Source organism: Planktothrix sp. FACHB-1365, from assembly GCF_014697575.1.
GTDB lineage: Bacteria > Cyanobacteriota > Cyanobacteriia > Cyanobacteriales > Microcoleaceae > Planktothrix.
Genome location: NZ_JACJSC010000033.1, coordinates 21,722 through 41,914 on the forward strand (window position 1 = coordinate 21,722; position 20,193 = coordinate 41,914).

Below are 20,193 nucleotides of genomic sequence, written 5' to 3' on the forward strand. Positions count from 1 at the left end.
TTCTCAATAAAGTCAATAACCCACCACTGACTTGAGTACAAGTACAGTGGGGGCTTGAAAAAGCCCTAATTGACCAGACTAAGTACCTTTCATGTACTACGTTAGTGGAAAGCGTTAAAGTTCTTACCTTGGGATGCGTAGCTAGTCCCAAGCTCTAAAACTCAAAAGTTAAAAATCTTTAGCGGGTTAAGGAAGTGCTTTTGAGACAGTACCGACTGCTAACATTGTCAAAGCTAACTTTACCCTAGAAATAGGAGTTATTTTATGTCTAATTACGTCTTTGTAATTGATACAAATAAACAGCCTCAAAATCCAGTACATCCTGCTCAAGCTCGATTGTTATTGAATCAAGGTCAAGCTGCTGTTTATCGCCGTTATCCGTTTACTATTATCTTGAAGGAGTCAAAACCCGAATCAGAAATAGAACAAATCACTCTCAAAATTGACCCCGGTTCAAAAACTACAGGAATTACGTTAGTTCAAGGAAACAAAGTAATTTGGGGTGCGGAATTAACTCATCGAGGTCAAACGATTAAAATGTCTTTGGAATCTCGACGTTTATTACGTCGCTCCCGAAGAAATCGTAAAACCCGATATCGTCAAGCACGGTTTTTGAATCGTACCCGACAAAAAGGATGGTTAGCACCCAGTCTTCAACATCGAGTAGAAACAACTCTAACTTGGGTCAACAAATTAATTAGACTTGTACCCATTAGTTCAATTGTTCAAGAGTTAGTCAGATTTGACTTACAGCAACTTGAAAATCCTGAAATTTCAGGAATTGAATACCAACAAGGAGAGTTACAAGGATACGAAGTTCGACAATATTTATTGGAGAAATGGAGCAGGAAATGTGCTTACTGTGGGGTGGAAAATGTCCCCCTGGAAGTAGAACATATTCACCCCAAATCCCAAGGCGGAACTGACCGAATTTCCAATCTTACTATGGCTTGTCATGACTGTAATCAAAAGAAAGGAAATCAAGATATCCAAGATTTCCTATCGGGTAAACCCGACTTACTGCAACGGATTTTGAAACAAGCTAAACAGCCCTTAAAAGATGCTACTGTTGTAAATTCAACCCGATGGTCATTGTTTAATCGATTAAAAGAAACAGGTAAACCTGTTTCCACTGGCTCCGGTGGGTTAACTAAATTCAATCGGACTCGATTAAATCTACCTAAAACCCATTGGTTAGATGCAGCTTGTGTTGGAAAAATTACAACTTTAAAGGTTTTAACCAATAAACCTTTATTAATCAAAGCAACGGGTCATGGTTCCCGACAAATGTGTCGAACAGATAAATTGGGTTTTCCCTCTCGTTATGTTCCTCGTTTTAAATTTGTTAACGGGTTCCAAACGGGCAGTATCGTTAAAGCTATTGTCACAAAAGGTAAAAAAATAGGAACCTATATTGGACGAATTGCCGTTCGTTCTAGTGGGAGCTTTAATATTTCCTCGAAAGGGGTACTTATCCAAGGAATCAGCTACAAATACTGCACAACAATTCACAAAAAGGATGGTTACTTGTATGCAACATAAACCCTGCCCCCTTTTTCCTCTGGCTGCTAATCGGAGTACCGATTTAGCGCATGGCTCCAAAGGGGAAGACAGATGAAACAATTGAAGTCTTGGAAACGGTTTGGTTTGTTATTAGTTTTAGGTTTATTTTTAAGTTGGGGTGTCAGTTGCTCCACTTCTTCCCCAACGTCTCAAAACGGGAAGCAAGAAATTGAATTTTGGACAATGCAACTGCAACCGCAATTTACCGATTATTTTAATCAACTGATTGTCAATTTTGAATCGGAAAATCCAGGGTTAACAGTGAAGTGGGTTGATGTTCCTTGGTCAGCGATGGAAAGTAAAGTTTTAGCCTCCGTTGCTGCCAAAACCGCCGCCGATGTCATTAACCTAAATCCTGATTTTGCTGCTTTATTAGCGGGACGAAATGCTTGGTTAAATCTCAATGAAACCGTTCCTGAAAGTGTTCAATCTCAATATTTACCTAATATTTGGCAATCTAATAAAATAGAAGTTTGTCCCAATAATCAATGCCAAACTGTCACCTTTGGGATTCCTTGGTATTTAACCACTCAAATTACAATTTATAATCAACAACTTCTACAACAAGCGGGAGTCACTCAACCACCAAAAACCTATTCAGAATTAGCACAAGTCGCTCAAAAAGTCAAAGAAAAAACAGGCAAATATGCGGTTTTTGTGTCTTTTGTTCCTGAAGATTCGGCTCAAGTTTTACAATCTTTAGTTCAAATGGGAGCAGAATTACTGGATAATAAAGGTAAAGCCGCTTTTAATACCCCTCAAGGGAAAGCTGCTTTTCAATATTGGGTTGATTTATATCAAAAAGACTTACTTCCAAAAGAAGTTTTAACCCAAGGACATCGCCGTGCTATTGAATTATATCAAGCCGGAGACATTGCTTTATTAACATCTGGGCCACAATTTCTAAAAGCTATTAGTCAAAATGCACCCACCGTTGCTCAAGTTTCTATTCCAGCACCTCAAATTACTGGAGATACAAAAAAAACAACTGTTGCTGTCATGAATTTAGTAATTCCGAAATCAACAGATGTTCCTGAACCTGCTTTAAAGTTTGCATTATTTGTTACTAATAGTACCAATCAACTTGCTTTTGCTAAAGCAGCTAATGTTTTACCGTCTATTCGAGAGTCTCTCAAAGATAGTTATTTTACCACCCTTCCTGCTAATCCCACAGCAGCAGATCAAGCGCGTTTAGTGAGTGTAAAAGAGCTTGAAAATGCCCAGGTTTTGATTCCCCCTCAGAAAGATATTAAACAGTTGCAAAAAATCATCTATGATAATCTACAAGCTGCAATGTTGAATCAAAAAACGGTTGATCAAGCGATCGCAGATGCCGAAAAAACTTGGAATGAAAGGTAATAATCAGTTATCAGTTATCAGTTATCAGTTATCAGTTATCAGTTATCAGTTATCAGTGAAAGAGTTTGATGGTAAAATTCATATTACAAAATTTATGAAATTTTCGATTGTTGATGTTTTTGCTGAGACGAAATATTCTGGGAATCAATTAGCCGTGATTTGGGGTGAAGGTGTTGAGTCGTTATCCGATGAAGAAATGCTCAAAATTGCTCAAGAAATGAATTATTCGGAAACAACCTTTATTACTGCTTCTGAAACCTTTAATGGCGGTTATCCCGTGCGAATTTTTACTCCTAAACGGGAGTTACCTTTTGCGGGTCATCCTACATTAGGAACGGCTTATATCATTCAACAAGATATCATTAAAACCTCCGTTGAACAAGTGATTTTAAATTTAGCTGTTGGTCAAATACCGGTGACATGGAAAACCTCAGAAGAGGGAAAACAAATCCTTTGGATGCGACAAAATACCCCGGAATTCACGCAAACTTATGATCGAGATGTATTAGCCTCGGTATTAAATTTGGAAGAAACAGATTTTGATGACCGCTATCCCATTCAAGTTGTTTCTACGGGAATTCCGTTTATTATTGTTCCGTTAAAAACCCTGTCGGCGTTAAAAAGATCTCAGGTAAATTTTGAACGGTATACAGAGTTTATTCAAACCACAACAGCCAAAGAAATCTTTATCTTTTGTCCCGAAACCTATCACCCCAATAATCAGATTTGTGCGAGAATGTTTGCTCCTGCGTTGGGTGTTCCTGAAGATCCAGCAACGGGAAGTGCTAATGGTTGTTTAGCGGGATATCTCTCAAATTATCATTATTTTGGTTCTGATCAAGTTAATATTCGAGTTGAGCAAGGATATGAAATTGATCGCCCTTCTTTACTGTTATTAAAATCTCAAAAAATAGGAGATTTAATTCAAGTTGAAGTTGGGGGAAGTGTAATCACAGTTGCGACAGGAGTTTTATAGCGCTACGCGCATATGTTAGGACAATTCCTAAATGCAGCATCCACGCATTCTCTGACAGTTTGGAATTCGTTTAATCTTTGTTTCATCCATGTCTTTAAAACAGCCCACCAGTTTTCAATCTTGTTCAAGTCGGGAGAATATGGGGGCAGATACCAAATTTCACATCCGGCTCCTTCGACGAGTTCTTTGATAGATTCCCCTTTATGAAAGCTGGCATTATCAATAATAATAATGTCTCCTGGTTCTAGCACAGGTAGCAAACAATTCTTCAACCAGGCTTCAAATAAATCTTTATTACATGACCCTTCAAAGGTTAAAGGAGCTAATAATTTCCCTTCTTTACAATGCTGATAGCCAACTAACTCTTTCTCTTTTTTTACCTGACTTGAGAGCATAACATCTTTCCCCTATCAGGCTGTAGCCATACGGGTAATCCTCACGATTATCAAATCCTGCTTCGTCTACATAAACTTTTCTGCTCCTCTCTATTAGCTCTAGTTTTTGCATAAATTCTCGTCTTTTTTCTTCATCCCTTTCCCGATACCCATAAGTTTTTTTTTCGACTTATACCCAGTTTTCGACAAGCATAACTAATATTCTGTTGCGTCGCTTCACCCCCCCCTAATTGAGCCATTTGTTTTTGGGTTTTGCCACTATTTTCTTTGGCAAATTCTCGAAATTTTTCTAGGTCTTTAATTTTCGGTTCAGTTCCTACTCCTACAGGTGGGCTGGCTTGATAGTCTCCTGTTTCTCTTTCTTTTTTTAGCCATAGATCTAATGTGTTGCGACTAATTTTAAAAAAACGACTTACCTGTATTTTCTTTTCTCCTATGAATTACTGCTGCTAGAGCCTTAGAGCGTAAATCGTAACTATAAGGTGCTGGCATAACTATATTCCTTTATTTAACTCTTACTGAATCTTATCATACTTTTGTCCTAACCATAGCGCGTAGCGCTATATTTTACACCCCTCCCTTGCACCTGATTCATTTTTTCTTGTCTTCTTCTCCCGCCTGTTCTGGCTTTTCGCCTTTTTTCAGCAAGCTCTAGGTAGTTATAGATATTTTTTATCAAAATTGCGATCGCATTACCTTCAAATAATTTCCCAAAACTGATCGTGATAAAAAACACGGTTTCTGTCTTAATCTTTCCTTCGTTTCTTCGTGTCTTTGTGGTTATTTATACACTTAAAACAATAGCAAAAGATTACCAGAAACCGGATTTTTTACCCCGATTAAATTAACCGACTTGTACGACGCCGTAACGACTGGTTAATTTATCTAACTGATTCACTAACAAACTCAGGAACAGTCCGACGTCGGTAACAACCCCAATAGACTCCACAGAACCGCGATCGCTGAGTTTGGTGACAACCGCCGGGTTAATATCCACACAAACCATTTTCACCCCGGAAGGCGTCATATTCCCAACCCCAATGGAATGTAACATTGAGGACAGCATCAGAATCATATCAGCACCCCGTAACAGTTCGGCATAATGCTCTTGAGCTTTAATTAAGTCCATTTGCGTATCCGGTAACGGGCCATCATCTCGAATGGAACCTGCTAAGGAGAAGGGAATGTTATTTTTCACACATTCGTACATAATTCCACTCTTAACCACTCCCTGTTCAACGGCGGCGGCAATACTTCCGCAACGACGAACACTGTTAATCACTTTAAGGTGATGGCGATGACCTCCTTTAACAGCGACACCTTGTTTCATATCGACACCGAGGGAGGTTCCCATGATCGATTGTTCCATATCGTGAACGGCGATCGCATTTCCCCCTAATAACGCCTGCACATAGCCTTGGCGGATCAGATGGGATAAATGTTGAGCTCCTCCGGTATGAATCACCACCGGGCCAGCCGTCACCACAACTTTACCGCCGCGATCGCGAATTTGGCGCAGTTCCCAGGCGACTTGTTCCACAATTAACTCAACCCGGCGTTCACTGGATACTCCAGCAGACATAAAGCTGAATTCTTGAGGGCCATTGCGGGGTTCACGGGATTCAGTTTTGCGGATCGTCCGCAGACCGACGACATCCACCACCACTCGTTCACCGAGTTTTAAATCCCGTAAAATCTTACATTGAGCGATCAGACCGTTGGGGGTTTCGGAAATGGCGATCGCACCGTCCATACGTTGATTTTGAACCGTTAGCCATTGTCCATCTACCCGAACTTCCGTCGGATAAATGGTGGAGACATAGAAATCATCGGGGCCAACACCATCTTGTTCGACGGGTTGTAAGCGAGCATCTCGTTGATCGTCATCCAGGGAAACAACGCCAATATCAATTAATTGACTAATAATTTCTTCCATCACCTCATGGGAGGGAGCAGAAATTTTAATCTCTGCTTTCGAGGTGCTTTGGCGTTGTTCTCCTAAGTTAAAGTTCAGGACTTGGAAACTTCCGCCTCCTTCGACGACTAAATCTAAGGCGCGGTTAATTAAGCCAGCATCTAATAAATGTCCTTCCATCAGGACGGTGCGGCTTTCAATATTAATGACAGCATGACGATCAATAATAATCGGTTCTGTCACCCGCAAGGTTAAACATTTGGCGGCTCCCCCTGCTTTTAAAAACTCTGTTAAGGGAGTTTCAAGGACGGTAAAACCCGCTTCTTGTAGTCGAGCTTTTAAGTTATCGCTGGCTTTGTTCATAATCACCGTCTGATTAATATTGACGGTATTACAAGCAAAGTTAACGGCGTCGGGTTCTTCAACAATAATCCGTTTTTCTGGAGGAACTCGCAATTCAATTAATCGATTTGAATAGGAATCAAAGGCGGGAGGATAATACATTAAATACCCACCTGTTAACGGACAAAAACAGGTATCGAGATGATAAAATCGTTCATCCATTAACCGCAGAGATAGAACTTCAATATCCAGCCACTCTGCAATTAGGGGGTGAGAATCGAGTTCAGACCGGAAGCCATATCCTGCCCATAAATAACGTCCTTCCCGGTCAAATAAAGCATCTCCAGCACCTTCAAAGGGGAGGTCTTTCGGAAGTTCATGAACGGTAAATCCTTGACTTTCAAACCAAGTTTTAAAATAGGGTTCTTCCCCTTGACGTTCTTTGTGATAAAAACGACTAAGAACGACGGTTTTATCGAGCACTAACCCAGCGTTGGCGGTAAATACCATATCCGGCCAACCTTTTGCGGGGGTTACTAAGTCAACAATGGCGTTTTCTTTGATAAGATGGTACAAACTTTGCCACTGTTCTCTGGCTCGATCAAAGGAGGATTTGTGGATATTGCCCTCCATCCAAGGATTAATTACATAGTCCACATCATAGTGGTCTGGAGGACACATCAGGAAACGAATTGAATCTGTCATTTTAGTTAGAATAGGGTAGACGCTACAGGTTGCTACCGATAAGAGATTTTTGTAGGGGCGAGGTCATCTCCAAAGTCCGTCAACTTCAGGCTAAAAGTAGGCACTCAAACCCGAATTCACGCGCTATCTGCTCCCCAGTCAATGATCCCCCCTAACCCCCCTTGTTAAGGGAGGGAACAGGAGATCAAAGTCCCCCTTAAAAAGGGGGATTTAGGGGGATCTCTTCTCGGATGTAATCACGGGTTTTCGGCTTAAGTTGACGGACTTTGGGTCATCTCGCCCTTACAAAAGCCCACTTCTAAGGTTAAGAAGGGGGTTAGGTCTATAAAAAGCCAATTTTTAATTATATCACTGGGATGTGGACAAGCATCGGGATTTAATGTCATGTTTTCATAACATTGAGTTGATGGGTGAGTCAGGTATTTTTTGAGCTTCTTACTTAACAAAATAGCGATCGCATCAACAAGTGATACCAATATAATAAAATGATGATTATAGTTAATTACATTTTTGTATTAATATGGGACGCCCATTCAGCAAAATTTTAAAAGCAGATGAAATTTTAGCAGATGCAAAAGTTCATAGAGAGAAACTTCTCAAACAATCAAGACAACGTTCACAAACTGGTAAATCTGTTCGTCCTCCAGAAATTAACACCCTACTCAAGAAAGGAGGAAATAAGTGGAGTTTTGGAAACGAAAAAGCATTAGAAGATTTTGTTTGGGATAATTTGATAAATCTGTTAGAGCTTACTCCATTAAAACGCCAATACAAAGTAAATGGAGAGATTTGTGATATTTTGGCTTTGGATAAAGATCAGCAATTAGTTGTAATAGAGCTAAAAAACATTACAGATCGAGGAGTGGTTCAACAACTCACTCGTTACTATAATAATTTGATTATGGTTAAGCCGATTGATTTGGAGATAGATTATAGTAAACCTATCCGTCTAATGGCTATTATGCCCAGCTTTCATAAACACAATTTTGTTGACAAAGAGCATAGCAAGCTATCTTTAGAGTTTCTCTCTTTTGAGATTCTTGAGCAACCGGATAGTTTGGATCTGTCTTTAACTCATATTGATAGAGAAAAAACTGTTTATACAAAAATAAATTATGATAAAAATGATGTATTTGATTTATCCTGTTATTTACCCGATCCACCCAATAGTTTACTAAAAATAATAGCAAACTGCTCACCTGAGCAACAGCAATATATTTTAAAGTTGAGAAAACAGATTTTGTGTTTTCACGAAAAAATTCAAGAAATTTATGCCCCAGGAGTTATTAAGTACGGACGAGGTAAAGATAATATTTGTGTTGAAATTCGTCAAGATAATCTCTTTTATCTCTATTTACCAATCCCAGATCGGCAAGTTATGGGTTCTAAATATCCTTTAGGTAAAATGCAAATTTTTACAAATGACTTTCAACAGATAAATCTTATTGGGTATATTCTTAAAGGTAAAAGATCTATTGATAAAGTCTATCACTACAAAGATTTTGAAAAGTTTATCCAGGTAATAGATTCTATAGAATCTCTGAATCAACTAGAAAATTTGATTAATATAGCTTTGCAAAATTGGTTAGAAAGGTTGTAGGAGGGACTGGTTATTTCCTATAAAGTTTGTTGCCCAAACTAAGTGATAATAGGTACGCCAAAACGCCGTATTAAATCCATCAAAACCCTTTTCCTAGAAGACAATTAACGTTTAGATCGGTAAACTTGAATTAATTCCGCAGCAATACTAATCGCAATTTCTTCAGGGGTTAAAGCACCAATATCTAATCCAATAGGAGAATGAATTGCCTGGAGTTGATGAGAATAAATCCCACAATTCTGTAAAGCTTTATAGACAACTTGGATTCGTTTTTGGCTGCCAATCATGCCAATATATTGATACGGTAAATTAATATTTAAAATACTTTTTAAAGCTTCAATATCATATTCATAACCTCTTGTTACTAAAGCAATATATAAGTTTTTTGGGGACGTTAATTGTTGTAAAACGGTTGCAATATTTTGATTAAAAATCAAGGAATTGGGGGGAAATCGTTCAGGAGAGGTAAATTCAGGACGAGAATCTTGGATAATGATTTTAAAACCCATAAAATCAGCAATTTTAGCTAACTTTTCTCCGATATGACCTGCTCCAATAATGAGTAAGGTAGGAGGGGGTTGTAGGGTTTCTATAAAAATTTGATCCGAGGCAGGGATAGGATGTTCAGATGTGAGTAAATAGGGGAAAGCAGCATCAAAAGAAGTCACTAACATAATCGATTTTCCCGCTTGCAATAAAGATAGAATATTTTCTGCTAAAGCGATCGCTTTTTCTCCTGACCATCGTTCTAATAAAACTTGCATTAACCCGCCACAAACTCCCTGGGTTTCTCGTTGTGGTGCGCCGGATAAATCGATATCAACCCATTGTTTTTCTCCGGTTTTTAAAACCTCTCTAGCTTGCTGAATTACTTTTGCTTCTCCAGCACCCCCCCCAACAGTATTAAACGTGCGACCATCCTCACAAATGATCATTTTTGCCCCCAGTTCTCTAGGGACTGAACCGATAACACGGGTTACGGTTGCAACGACCGCAGCATTTTCATATAAAACCTGAATCAGTTGTTGATAAAATTGAATAATCATGAAGTTAGAAAGGCAAGTAATGACAAGGGTATATTAGAATAAATGACTGATTAAATTGCTCAAGGTTCCGAGGAGTTTACTAACTTTAATTGTACCTGTTCAATAGCATTTAAAATAGCTTCTGGTGTAGCTGGAGAAGCTAATAAAATAAAATCTCGATTACCAAAAGCGGCAATTGCATCTCGAATTGCTTCTCTGACCGATATTGCTAACATAAAAGGGGGTTCTCCAACGGCTTTACTACCATAAATTACTCCATCCTGGGCTGCCCGTTTTAATAAATGAACGTTAAAATTTTTAGGAACTTCTTTAATGGTAGGAATTTTATAGGTACTAGGGGCGAAGGTTTTCAATCTTCCTTGTTCATCCCAGACTAACTCTTCCATTGTTAACCATCCCATTCCTTGCACAAAACCTCCCTCTATTTGCCCAATATCAATTAAAGGATTTAACGATTCTCCCACATCCTGTACAATATCCACTTGACGCAGTTTAAACGTTCCCGTAAATCCATCAATTTCCACCTCACTGACAGCCGCCCCATAAGCATAATAATAAAAAGGTCTACCCTTGCCCAGTTTAGGATCATAATCAATATTTGGGGTACGATAATAGCCCGTTGCCGATAAACTCACTCGTTGATTATAAGCTTGTTTAACTACTTCATCAAAGGCTATTTTATAACGGGGATAACTTTGACAATAAATCCAATCTTCTTCAAAAATTAAATCTTGAGGTTCATCAAGATTTAATACTTTTGCAGCGACTTCTGCTAATCGTTGTTTTAGGATTTCACAGGCATTTTTAACCGCTTGACCGTTCAAATCTGAACCACTAGAAGCCGCCGTTGCTGAGGTATTGGGAACTTTATCCGTACTGGTGGGCATGATTCTAAATCGTTTAATATTCACCCCTAAAGCTTGTGATGCAACTTGTAACATTTTCGTTTGTAAACCCTGCCCCATTTCTGTGCCGCCATGATTGAGTTGAATACTGCCATCCTGGTAAATTAATATTAAAGCTCCCGCCTGATTATATTCGGTTTTAGTAAAAGAAATCCCAAATTTAACCGGAGTCATCGCTAACCCTCGTTTTTGATAATCATGATTTTGATTAAATTGTTCAATTTCTAGTTTTCGAGATTCAAAATTTGATTTTTGTTTGACTTCTTCCCAAACTCGTACAATTCGATTATCAACAATTTCTTGACCGTAATGGGTGGTATTGGTTTCCCCTTCTCCGTGATAAAAATTACGTTCTCGAATGGTTTCAGGCGGTAAACTTAATTTCCTTGCAATTTTATCGATAATTTCTTCAATAATTGCCATGCCTTGTGGCCCCCCAAACCCGCGAAAAGCCGTATTAGAAACTTTATTCGTTTTTACAACTTGTCCCCGAACTTCTAAGTTAGGAATATAATAACAATTATCAATATGAAACATTGCCCGTTGCAGGATAGGAAAGGATAAATCCACACTCCAACCACCATCGGAATATAAATCAATATCTAAAGCTAAAAGTTGACCTTCTGAGTTAAATCCAACTTGATATTGTGCTAAAAAAGGATGTCGTTTTCCGGTGGTCATCATATCTTGATCTCGTTTGAGTCGAACTCTCGCCGGACATCCGGTTTTTTTTGCAGCTAAAGCGGCAATGGCTGCGGTGGGGTTCGCTTGGGTTTCTTTCCCGCCAAACCCACCTCCCATTCTTAAACAAGTGACAACAATTTGATTGCGGGAAATCCCTAAAACTTCGGAAATAATGGCTTGAGTTTCGCTGGGATGTTGAGTCGAAGAATAAACTTGATAACCGTCTTCAAGATTAGGAATTACCCAAGCAACTTGTGTTTCTAAATAAAAATGATCTTGACCTTGTATTTTAATATTCCCAGTTAAAATAAAATCAGATTCTTGTAAAGCAGTTTTGGAATTTCCCCGACGCATGATATTTTTATCGCCATGAACGCTATGATTTTGAATAGCATCCTCAATGGTTAAAATAGGAGTTAAGACTTCATAGTCAATTTTAATCGTTTCTGCTATTTTTTGGGCTGCAATTTCTGTTTCTGCAACAACCCAAACCACAGGTTGACCCCAATAGTTAACTTCATCCTGTGGTAATAAAACCTCATCATGTTTAATAGTTCCCGTGTTATTCATTCCAGGGATATCATCAGCCGTTAAAAGGGTCACAAACCCCGGAATATGATTCAGATTTGCAGGATCAATTTTTAATATTTTTGCCTTAGCATAAGGAGATAAAACCGGCCATAAGTATAACATTCCGCTTGGGAGTCTTTGGTCATCGGTATAAATTGCTTTTCCACTAACATGATTAATGGCACTTTCATGGGGTTGTGATTTAGAATTTTCTTTCATAATTTTACAGTTAAATAATATAGCAAGTCTAAATGATGGGTGATTAAAACCTGTAGGGGTTAGGTCTTCTAACCCAGACACACAGAGGGTTGGGAGGGACGCCACCCCTACCCAAAAATATTACAACCTTGGCTAGGAGAAAATTCAATAAAGAATTTTTCAAATAAATTAGCAATTAATCGTTTACGGTAATCTGCGCTTCCTCGCAAATCAGTTAAAGGGTTAAAGGTATCTTTTAATAAAATTTTAGCATTTTGAATTGTTGCATAATTCCAATGTTTTCCAACTAACATCGTTTCAATATTAATCGCTCGAATGGGAATGGCTGCAACTCCACCATAGGCAAGTCTGGCATGAATAATTGTATTATTTGTATCTAAATCAATGGTAAAAGCAGCAGAAACAATACTAATATCATCAGTTCCCCGTTTTCCGATTTTATAAGATTGGCTTAACCGACGAATAGCATTAGCAGTTATGGTTTTCGGAATAATAATAGAAACCATCACTTCTTGGGGTTGTAATTCCGTTTGACGATACCCTTTAAAAAAATCAGCAATGCAAATAATTCGTTCTCCTGTTAAACTTGCTAACCGTAGTTTAGCATCTAAAGATAATAAAACAGGGGCTAAATCTCCAATGGGAGAAGCGGTTGCTAAATTACCTCCAATTGTAGCCCGGTTGCGAATTTGTCGAGCCGCAAACCAAGATAACATTTCATCTAAACTGAGGAATATTCCCTTTAAGTTTTCTTCAATCTGGCTTAGAGGAATTGACGCCCCAATTTCTACATAATCTGAAGTCTGTTTAAGTTGTTGAAGTTCCGCAACAGATTCTAAAGAAATTAAAGTCGGAAACTCTTGATGATGATGGCTTATTTCTAAGCCTAAATCCGTTGCTCCTGCGACTAACTTAGCATCAGGATACTGTTGTAAAATCTCTAAAACTTCAGAGAGTTGAAGCGGACGAAAAAACTGTTGATGAGAGGTGATATAATGGAGAGAATTAACCGATAAATCAATTTGGGTTAATCGTTCACTAAATTGATCACCAGAATGGGTATTATTAACGAGTTCTGCTGCTCGACGAATAGGTAAATAACCCGTACATCGACATAAATTTCCTTCTAAAGATTCATCATTAACCTCACCTTTGTAGTACGCTGTAAACAAACTCATAATAAAACCGGGAGTACAATAACCACATTGGGAACCGCCCAAACTCACCATCGCCGCCTGTACCGGATGCAGACCCTCTTTCCCAACCCCTTCAACGGTAATAATTTCCCGTCCCGCCATCGTCGCCAAGGGAATTAAACAACTATTCATCGCTAGATATTGGGGTTGTCCATTCGACCCCTGACCCACAACCGCCACTGTACAAGCTCCACAGTCCCCATCCCCGCACCCCTCCTTCGTCCCCACCCATCCACTGCGGCGCAAATATTCCAATAAGGTTAGGGTCGGGGAAAGGTCTTGAATCAAAACCTTTTCACCATTAATGATCAGGCTGAAGGTGTTGTTTTGCATAGGCTGTAGGTTTTAAGGGTGGGTATTTCCGATTATTCCCATCTCTGCACAATTATCTATATTTGTCAAGATTTTTTCCAGAATGACTGTGACCCAAATTTTTTGAATCCCCCCTTGACAATAATGTATTATTTATGTAGTATATTAATCAGGAATAAAAAATACCCAAAAAAACGAACTGTAGCTGGGATGGAGGTGAGCGAGTTTGAAATTAGCTGAAGCCTTGATTTTACGAGGAGATTCTCAGAAAAAAATAGCGCAATTAAGACAACGGTTGTCCAGAGTTGCGAAAGTACAGGAAGGGGAACAACCTGCGGAAAACCCCGGAGATTTATTAGCTGAATTAGAAGCGGTAACGGCTGAATTGGTAACTTTAATTAAACAAATTAATCGAACTAACTCAACGACTGCCTTTCAAGCTGGAACATTAGCAGATGCGTTGGCAGAACGAGATGTGTTAATCTTGAAGCGAAATGTCTATGATAACTTAGTTCAAGAAGCCGCTATTCGACAAGATCGATATAGTCGTTCTGAAGTACGATTTGTCAGTACCATTGATATTGCAGCAATTCAGCGACAAGTTGACAATTTATCGCGAGATTATAGAGAATTGGATGCTCAAATTCAAGCGATAAATTGGCAAACGGATTTACAGGAAATCTAAACACTAAGCAGGTAGCTAAAACAACAGAAGCGAGTATAACCCGCCAACTGGGTTAAGTTGGAAATTCTTCGCTTAAACGCGAATTATGGTGACAAGGGGCAATGTCAACGGGTTCAATTCCCTAACAAGTTACGCCCAGTATTGTTACAAGAGTAAAGCGTAATGTTAATGTTTATTACCCTGTACTGATCTGTTGTTAAAGTGAGGGTGGGTTTGGGGTTTTTAGTGTTTATATCAGGCTGTAAATTTCAGCATAAATTATCAGGGTTGACGGTTAATTATTAATCAAAATTCTATCGCCCAAACCTAAGCCAGACCAAAATCTGTCCTATATTTCCCTATAGAGTCCTCTTACTCCGTTAAGATAGTCACAGTATCAAAACAGAACCCTCTAAAATTTAGGGGTTCGACTTAACGTTGTTGACGACTAACATGGCTTTCTATGATTAATCCTACTGACTGGCGTTCCCTGTATTCTTCTCTACACTATTTTCCTGAAATTTGGCCAATTTTGGACAAGAATGTGGGTCAAATTATCGCGTTACATGACTCTCACGGAAAACCGGAAGTTCGCCTCACCTATTCGCAAGTGTGGCAGCAAATTCAACAATTTGCCACCGGGTTACAAGCCCTGGGAATAGAAGCCACAACGGAAGGTTTACCAGTACGGATTGCTTTATTCTCCGATGATAGTCCCCGGTGGATGATTGCAGATCAAGGAATCCTGACTGCTGGGGCGGCAGATGTGGTGCGAGGGGCAACGGCCGATCCCTTAGAATTAGCTTATATTCTCAAAGATAGTGGCAGTACAGGCTTAGTGGTTGAAAACTTTGCCTTGTTAAAAAAATTGCGTCCTGAAATTGAAGATCTACCGATTCAATTTGTAATTTTACTGTCTGATGAAACCCCCAATTCCCGTGATTTACCCACCATTCCTGTTTTAAATTTTAACCAACTGATGGAAACAGGGAAAAATACCCCCCTTAAACCTATACCCCATCATCCCGACACCTTAGCCACACTCCTCTATACTTCAGGAACTACGGGAAAACCTAAAGGAGTGATGTTAACCCATGAAAATTTACTTCATCAAATTAATGCAATTCCTGATGTGATTCACCCCGACCCCGGTGAAGTATTTCTGAGTCTTCTTCCCACTTGGCATACATTAGGACGCACCGGACAATATTTTTGTTTATCCCAAGGTTGCACCGTTGTTTATACCAGTATTCGTTATTTTAAGCAAGATTTAAAGCAATTTAAACCCCATTATATGGTCAGTGTTCCCCGGATTTGGGAATCAATTTATGAAAGTGCACAAAAACAATTTCGGGAACAACCTGCGACTCGACAAAAAATTGTTAATTTCTTCTTTTCCATCAGCGAAAAATATATTTTAGCTTCTCGCATTGTTCAAGGATTAACCTTAAATTTAGATTCTCCTTCAACCTCTGAAAAATTCCTCGCCCAGTTACAAACCTGGATATTAGCCCCGATTCATCATTTAGGCGATCGCTTAGTGTATCAAAAAGTTCGAGAAGCCACAGGGGGACAATTAAAATTTGCCATTAGTGGCGGGGGTTCCTTAGCCATGCACTTAGAAAATTTCTATGAAATTGTAGGGATTAATTTATTAGTGGGCTATGGTTTAACAGAAACCGCCCCGGTGTTAAGTGCCCGTCGAGAATGGCATAATTTACGCGGGTCATCCGGTAAACCCATTCCCCAAACCGAACTTTGCATCGTTGACCCCGAAACCCGTCAAATCTTGCCCTTTGGTCAAAAGGGGTTAGTATTAGCCAGGGGGCCACAGATAATGACGGGATATTTTGAAAATCCCCAAGCCACAGCAAAAGCTATTGATAGCGAGGGCTGGTTTGATACCGGAGATTTAGGTTGGTTATCCCCGGAAAACGACTTAGTATTAACAGGTCGGGCAAAAGATACGATTGTTTTAACCAATGGTGAAAATATTGAACCCCAAGCCATTGAAGATGCTTGTTTACGCAGTCCTTATATTGATCAAATCATGTTAGTCGGTCAAGATCAAAAATGTTTAGGGGCTTTAATTGTTCCGAATTTAGATGCTTTAAAACAGTGGGCAATTCACCAAAATTTAACCTTAAAATCTTCTGAAGCATCCCCGATCCCAACTCAGGAAATTACCTTAGACAGTCCGGCGGTTCAAAACCTGTTTCGAGAAGAACTCAACCGCGAAGTTAAAAACCGTCCTAGTTATCGCATTGATGATCGCATTGGCCCGTTTCAGCTACTTTCAGAACCCTTCTCTATGGAAAATGGGATGTTAACTCAAACCTTGAAAGTCAAGCGCCCCGTTGTAATGGAACGCTACCGCGATATGATTAACAAAATGTATGAAACCGTCACCCGTTAGCAGTGAATAAGAACTTGTCAACTGAGGATAGCCGTCACCATCTTTGCATATCCTTGTGGGATGCAGTTGATGTACGGTTGTGTACGGGGGGCGTGCGCGTCCCTCTACAGGGTACGGGTGACGGAGGACTGACAACGGACAAAAATAATAACTTATGGACAATCTCAGACAATTACTGTTAAAACGACCGATCAACGTGAAAGCGGTGGTCACACCCCGTTGGAAGGAAGAAGCTCAACAGCAACTTCAAGTCCAAATTAATCAAATTGATAGTCAGTTGCAACAGTTAGAAATGCAAGGACAACGGATGATTGCAGAAATTAAACGCCAAAGTCTGCAACCCCTTGGCCCCGATGCCCTGCAACAAGTAGAAGAGATACAAGTTCAAGTCAATGAACGTAAAAGTCAACTCTTAGATCAGAAAAATCAAAACTTGCAACAACTCCAACAAGTTCAAACTTTAGAACTTGAACAAGAAGTGAGTCAAGGACAAATTGAAAGCATCTTTACCGTTGTAGAAGGCGACAATTTGATCACTAAAATGCAAGTCGAAATTCTCTTACGAGATGGTCTCATTGAAGAAATTCGCGGAGACATTTAAGGGGGGTTGACGGTTAACGGTTGATGGTTGACCGTTAATAGTTGGCTGTTGACGATTGATGGTTAACAGTCAACGCTGATTGATCACGTTTGAACTTTATTTTTTTTAGCGCTTATGGCAATTCACGAAGTTTTTATGCCTGCCCTTAGTTCAACGATGACTGAGGGTAAAATCGTTTCTTGGCAAAAATCCCCCGGCGATAAGGTGGAAAAAGGGGAAACCGTTCTGATCGTTGAGTCAGATAAAGCCGATATGGATGTGGAATCCTTTTATGAAGGATATCTGGCTACCATTATTGTTCCGGCCGGAGAAGCGGCTCCTGTGGGTAATACCATTGCCTTGATCGCAGAAACCCAAGCTGAAATTGAACAGGCTAAACAAAAAGCTTCTTCTCAGACTGCCACAACAACGGCCCCAGCACCCGTGGCTCAAGCAGTTGCAGCCAGTTCACAGGCAACCACCGCAACTGTTGCAGCCGCACCCCCGACAACGGCACGCAATGGCAGAATTGTTGCTTCTCCTCGCGCTCGGAAATTAGCTAAAGAACTCAATATTGATTTAGCCAGATTAACCGGAAGTGGCCCCCATGGTCGCATCGTCGCCGAAGATGTGCAAGCCACTTCTGGAGGTTCAACTTCAACCCCAACGGTTCAACCGTCTATCCCTGCTCCTACCGTTAGCAAGCCTGTTGCTCCGGTTTCAACCCCAGCACCAGCGGCTGTTCCTCTAGGTGAAGTGGCCGCCATGAACACCCTACAAAATGCCGTTGTCAGAAATATGACGGCGAGTTTATCGGTTCCGGTGTTCCGGGTGGGATATACCATCACAACGGATGCTTTAGATCAGCTTTATAAACAACTGAAATCTAAAGGCGTCACCATGACCGCACTATTAGCAAAAGCGGTGGCGCTGGCGTTACAAAAACATCCGATTGTCAATGCCAGTTATGTTGAAAATGGGATTCAATATCATCAGGGTATTAATATTGCGATCGCTGTGGCAATGCCCGATGGCGGTTTAATTACTCCGGTGTTAAAAAATGCCGATCAAGTTGATATTTATTCCCTCTCTCGCTCTTGGCAAGATTTAGTGGAACGGTCTAGGGCAAAACAGTTACAACCGGATGAGTACAGCAGTGGCACCTTCACCCTGTCTAATTTAGGAATGTTTGGTGTAGATCGCTTTGATGCCATTCTCCCTCAAGGTCAAGGTTCAATTTTGGCGGTGGGTGCATCTCGTCCGCAATTAGTGGTTTCTGCCGATGGTTCAATGGCGGTTAAACGTCAAATGCAAGTTAATATTACTTGTGATCATCGGATTATTTATGGGGCAGATGCAGCCGCATTTCTGCAAAGTTTGGCAAAATTAATTGAAACCGATGTTCAATCGTTGACGATGTAATACAGTCATCAGTTATCAGTTATCAGTTATCAGTGAAAGAGTTAACAGTTAATAGTTTTCAACTGTTAACTTAAGCTTCTTCAAAAATGATCACGGATTCCGGTTGACTATTGACGGTTGACTGATTATTATTAGCTAATCACTGTTGACTGATAACTGATAACTGATAACTGATTTATGAAAGCTATTATCATGACCGAAGTTGGAAAACCCAATGTTTTACAACTTCAAGATGTACCTGATCCTGAAATTCAATCCCCAACTGAAATTTTAGTTCGTTTAAAAGCGACGGGAATTAATCCCATTGATACAAAATTACGCAGTCGCGGCACGTTTTACCCGGATCAAATGCCCGCAATTTTAGGTTGTGATGGGGCGGGAATTGTTGAGGCGGTGGGTTCTGAGGTGGAAAAATTTCAAGTCGGCGATGCGGTTTATTTTTGTCAGGGGGGACTAGGTGAGCAGTCTGGAAATTATGCAGAATTAACCGTTGTTGATGAAAAATTTGCCACCCTTAAACCTCAAAGTTTGAGTTTTGTTGAAGCGGCTGCATCTCCTTTAGTTTTAATTACCGCTTGGGAAGCGTTGTATGATCGAGGACGATTACAACCGGGACAAAAAGTATTAATTCATGGAGGTGCTGGCGGTGTGGGTCATGTTGCTATTCAGTTAGCAAAATTACAAGGAGCAGAGGTAGCAACAACCGTTGGTTCTGATGAAAATATAGATTTTGTGAAGGAATTAGGGGCTGATTTTGTTATTAATTATAAACAGACAGATTTTGTTGAACAAGTGTTAGAATGGACGCAGGGAGAAGGAGTTGATTTAGCCTTTGATACCGTTGGTAAAGAGGTGTTTTATCAAACGGTTTTTGCCATTAAAAATTATGGGGATTTAGTCACCATTTTAGAACCTGATCCTAAGTTTGGAACCTTCAAGGATGCTCGGTTAAAAAATTTACGCATTAGTTTAGAATTAATGTTAACACCGATGTTACAATCTCGCATGGATGATCAATTGGATCAAACCAAAATATTACAACAATGCGCTCGGTTAATGGATGAAGGGAAGTTAAAAATTGTTGTGAATCAAACCTTTCCTTTAGCAGCCGCAGCCGAAGCTCATCAACAATTAGAAGCGGGAGGAATGAAAGGAAAATTAGTCTTAACAATGTAAAATCTTGAAATTGATCATACAAAAGGGAACCCAGGGCTGTTTCATTTTGTATGAAAATTTCTATGACCTAACCCCCCAGCCCCCTTCCCTGCAAGGGCAGGGCTGTTTCAAAGTCGGGTGAAAAAGAGTAAAGTCAGGGCGATCGCTA

At 39.9% G+C, this 20,193-nt stretch carries 14 protein-coding genes and 1 pseudogene; 9 read left to right on the forward strand and 6 right to left on the reverse strand.

Annotation, left to right across the window (positions count from 1 at the left end; genetic code table 11):
• The first annotated feature begins 264 nt into the window (after positions 1 to 264).
• From iscB to H6G57_RS24465, 3 genes are all read left to right on the forward strand, one after another.
• Positions 265 to 1,542, forward strand: a complete 1,278-nt coding sequence (gene iscB, locus H6G57_RS24455; protein WP_190523388.1) for an RNA-guided endonuclease IscB — start codon at positions 265 to 267, stop codon at positions 1,540 to 1,542.
• Between the two features lie 72 nt (positions 1,543 to 1,614).
• On the forward strand, positions 1,615 to 2,922 hold the full coding sequence (locus H6G57_RS24460) for a sugar ABC transporter substrate-binding protein (RefSeq protein WP_190523390.1): 1,308 nt from the start codon (positions 1,615 to 1,617) through the stop codon (positions 2,920 to 2,922).
• 94 nt (positions 2,923 to 3,016) lie between these two features.
• Positions 3,017 to 3,898 carry a PhzF family phenazine biosynthesis protein gene (locus H6G57_RS24465; RefSeq protein ID WP_190523392.1) on the forward strand — a complete coding sequence of 294 codons (882 nt, stop codon included), beginning with the start codon at positions 3,017 to 3,019 and terminating at the stop codon, positions 3,896 to 3,898.
• Positions 3,899 to 3,900: 2 nt separating this feature from the next.
• Here H6G57_RS24465 and H6G57_RS24470 read toward each other — a convergent pair.
• The 3 genes and pseudogenes from H6G57_RS24470 to H6G57_RS24480 form a co-directional block, all read right to left on the reverse strand.
• A pseudogene (locus H6G57_RS24470) lies at positions 3,901 to 4,785 on the reverse strand (IS630 family transposase).
• A gap of 352 nt (positions 4,786 to 5,137) precedes the next feature.
• Positions 5,138 to 7,255, reverse strand: a complete 2,118-nt coding sequence (locus tag H6G57_RS24475; RefSeq protein ID WP_190523394.1) for a TIGR00300 family protein — start codon at positions 7,253 to 7,255, stop codon at positions 5,138 to 5,140.
• A gap of 251 nt (positions 7,256 to 7,506) precedes the next feature.
• Positions 7,507 to 7,731: a hypothetical protein gene (locus tag H6G57_RS24480; RefSeq protein ID WP_190523395.1), complete on the reverse strand. Its 225-nt coding sequence runs from the start codon at positions 7,729 to 7,731 to the stop codon at positions 7,507 to 7,509.
• Positions 7,732 to 7,775: 44 nt separating this feature from the next.
• Between H6G57_RS24480 and H6G57_RS24485 the strand changes: the two genes are divergently transcribed.
• Positions 7,776 to 8,855 (forward strand): endonuclease NucS domain-containing protein, encoded by a 1,080-nt coding sequence (locus tag H6G57_RS24485; protein ID WP_190523397.1) that lies wholly within the window; start codon positions 7,776 to 7,778, stop codon positions 8,853 to 8,855.
• Positions 8,856 to 8,959: 104 nt separating this feature from the next.
• On the opposite strand, the gene H6G57_RS24490 is transcribed toward H6G57_RS24485, so the two are convergent.
• From H6G57_RS24490 to xdhA, 3 genes are all read right to left on the reverse strand, one after another.
• Positions 8,960 to 9,901, reverse strand: coding sequence for an XdhC family protein (locus H6G57_RS24490; protein WP_190523399.1), 942 nt, complete (start codon positions 9,899 to 9,901; stop codon positions 8,960 to 8,962).
• 59 nt (positions 9,902 to 9,960) lie between these two features.
• Positions 9,961 to 12,279 (reverse strand): xanthine dehydrogenase molybdopterin binding subunit, encoded by a 2,319-nt coding sequence (xdhB, locus tag H6G57_RS24495; protein WP_190523400.1) that lies wholly within the window; start codon positions 12,277 to 12,279, stop codon positions 9,961 to 9,963.
• Between the two features lie 107 nt (positions 12,280 to 12,386).
• Complete coding sequence (gene xdhA, locus H6G57_RS24500; protein WP_190523402.1) at positions 12,387 to 13,808, reverse strand: xanthine dehydrogenase small subunit; 1,422 nt, start codon at positions 13,806 to 13,808, stop codon at positions 12,387 to 12,389.
• Positions 13,809 to 14,013: 205 nt separating this feature from the next.
• Here xdhA and H6G57_RS24505 point away from each other — a divergent pair, with 205 nt between their 5' ends.
• The 5 genes from H6G57_RS24505 (at position 14,014) to H6G57_RS24525 (ending at position 20,045) form a co-directional block, all read left to right on the forward strand.
• Complete coding sequence (locus H6G57_RS24505; RefSeq protein WP_190523404.1) at positions 14,014 to 14,472, forward strand: DIP1984 family protein; 459 nt, start codon at positions 14,014 to 14,016, stop codon at positions 14,470 to 14,472.
• Between the two features lie 442 nt (positions 14,473 to 14,914).
• Entirely contained in the window at positions 14,915 to 16,867 is a 1,953-nt protein-coding gene (locus tag H6G57_RS24510; protein WP_190523406.1) for a long-chain fatty acid--CoA ligase, read from the forward strand.
• A 154-nt stretch (positions 16,868 to 17,021) separates the two neighbouring features.
• Positions 17,022 to 17,468 (forward strand): YlqD family protein, encoded by a 447-nt coding sequence (locus H6G57_RS24515; RefSeq protein ID WP_072718339.1) that lies wholly within the window; start codon positions 17,022 to 17,024, stop codon positions 17,466 to 17,468.
• A gap of 114 nt (positions 17,469 to 17,582) precedes the next feature.
• Positions 17,583 to 18,869, forward strand: coding sequence for a dihydrolipoamide acetyltransferase family protein (locus H6G57_RS24520; RefSeq protein ID WP_190523408.1), 1,287 nt, complete (start codon positions 17,583 to 17,585; stop codon positions 18,867 to 18,869).
• 177 nt (positions 18,870 to 19,046) lie between these two features.
• A complete protein-coding gene (locus H6G57_RS24525; protein WP_190523410.1) occupies positions 19,047 to 20,045 on the forward strand; it encodes a zinc-dependent alcohol dehydrogenase family protein in 999 nt (332 codons plus the stop codon).
• Positions 20,046 to 20,193 lie beyond the last annotated feature (148 nt).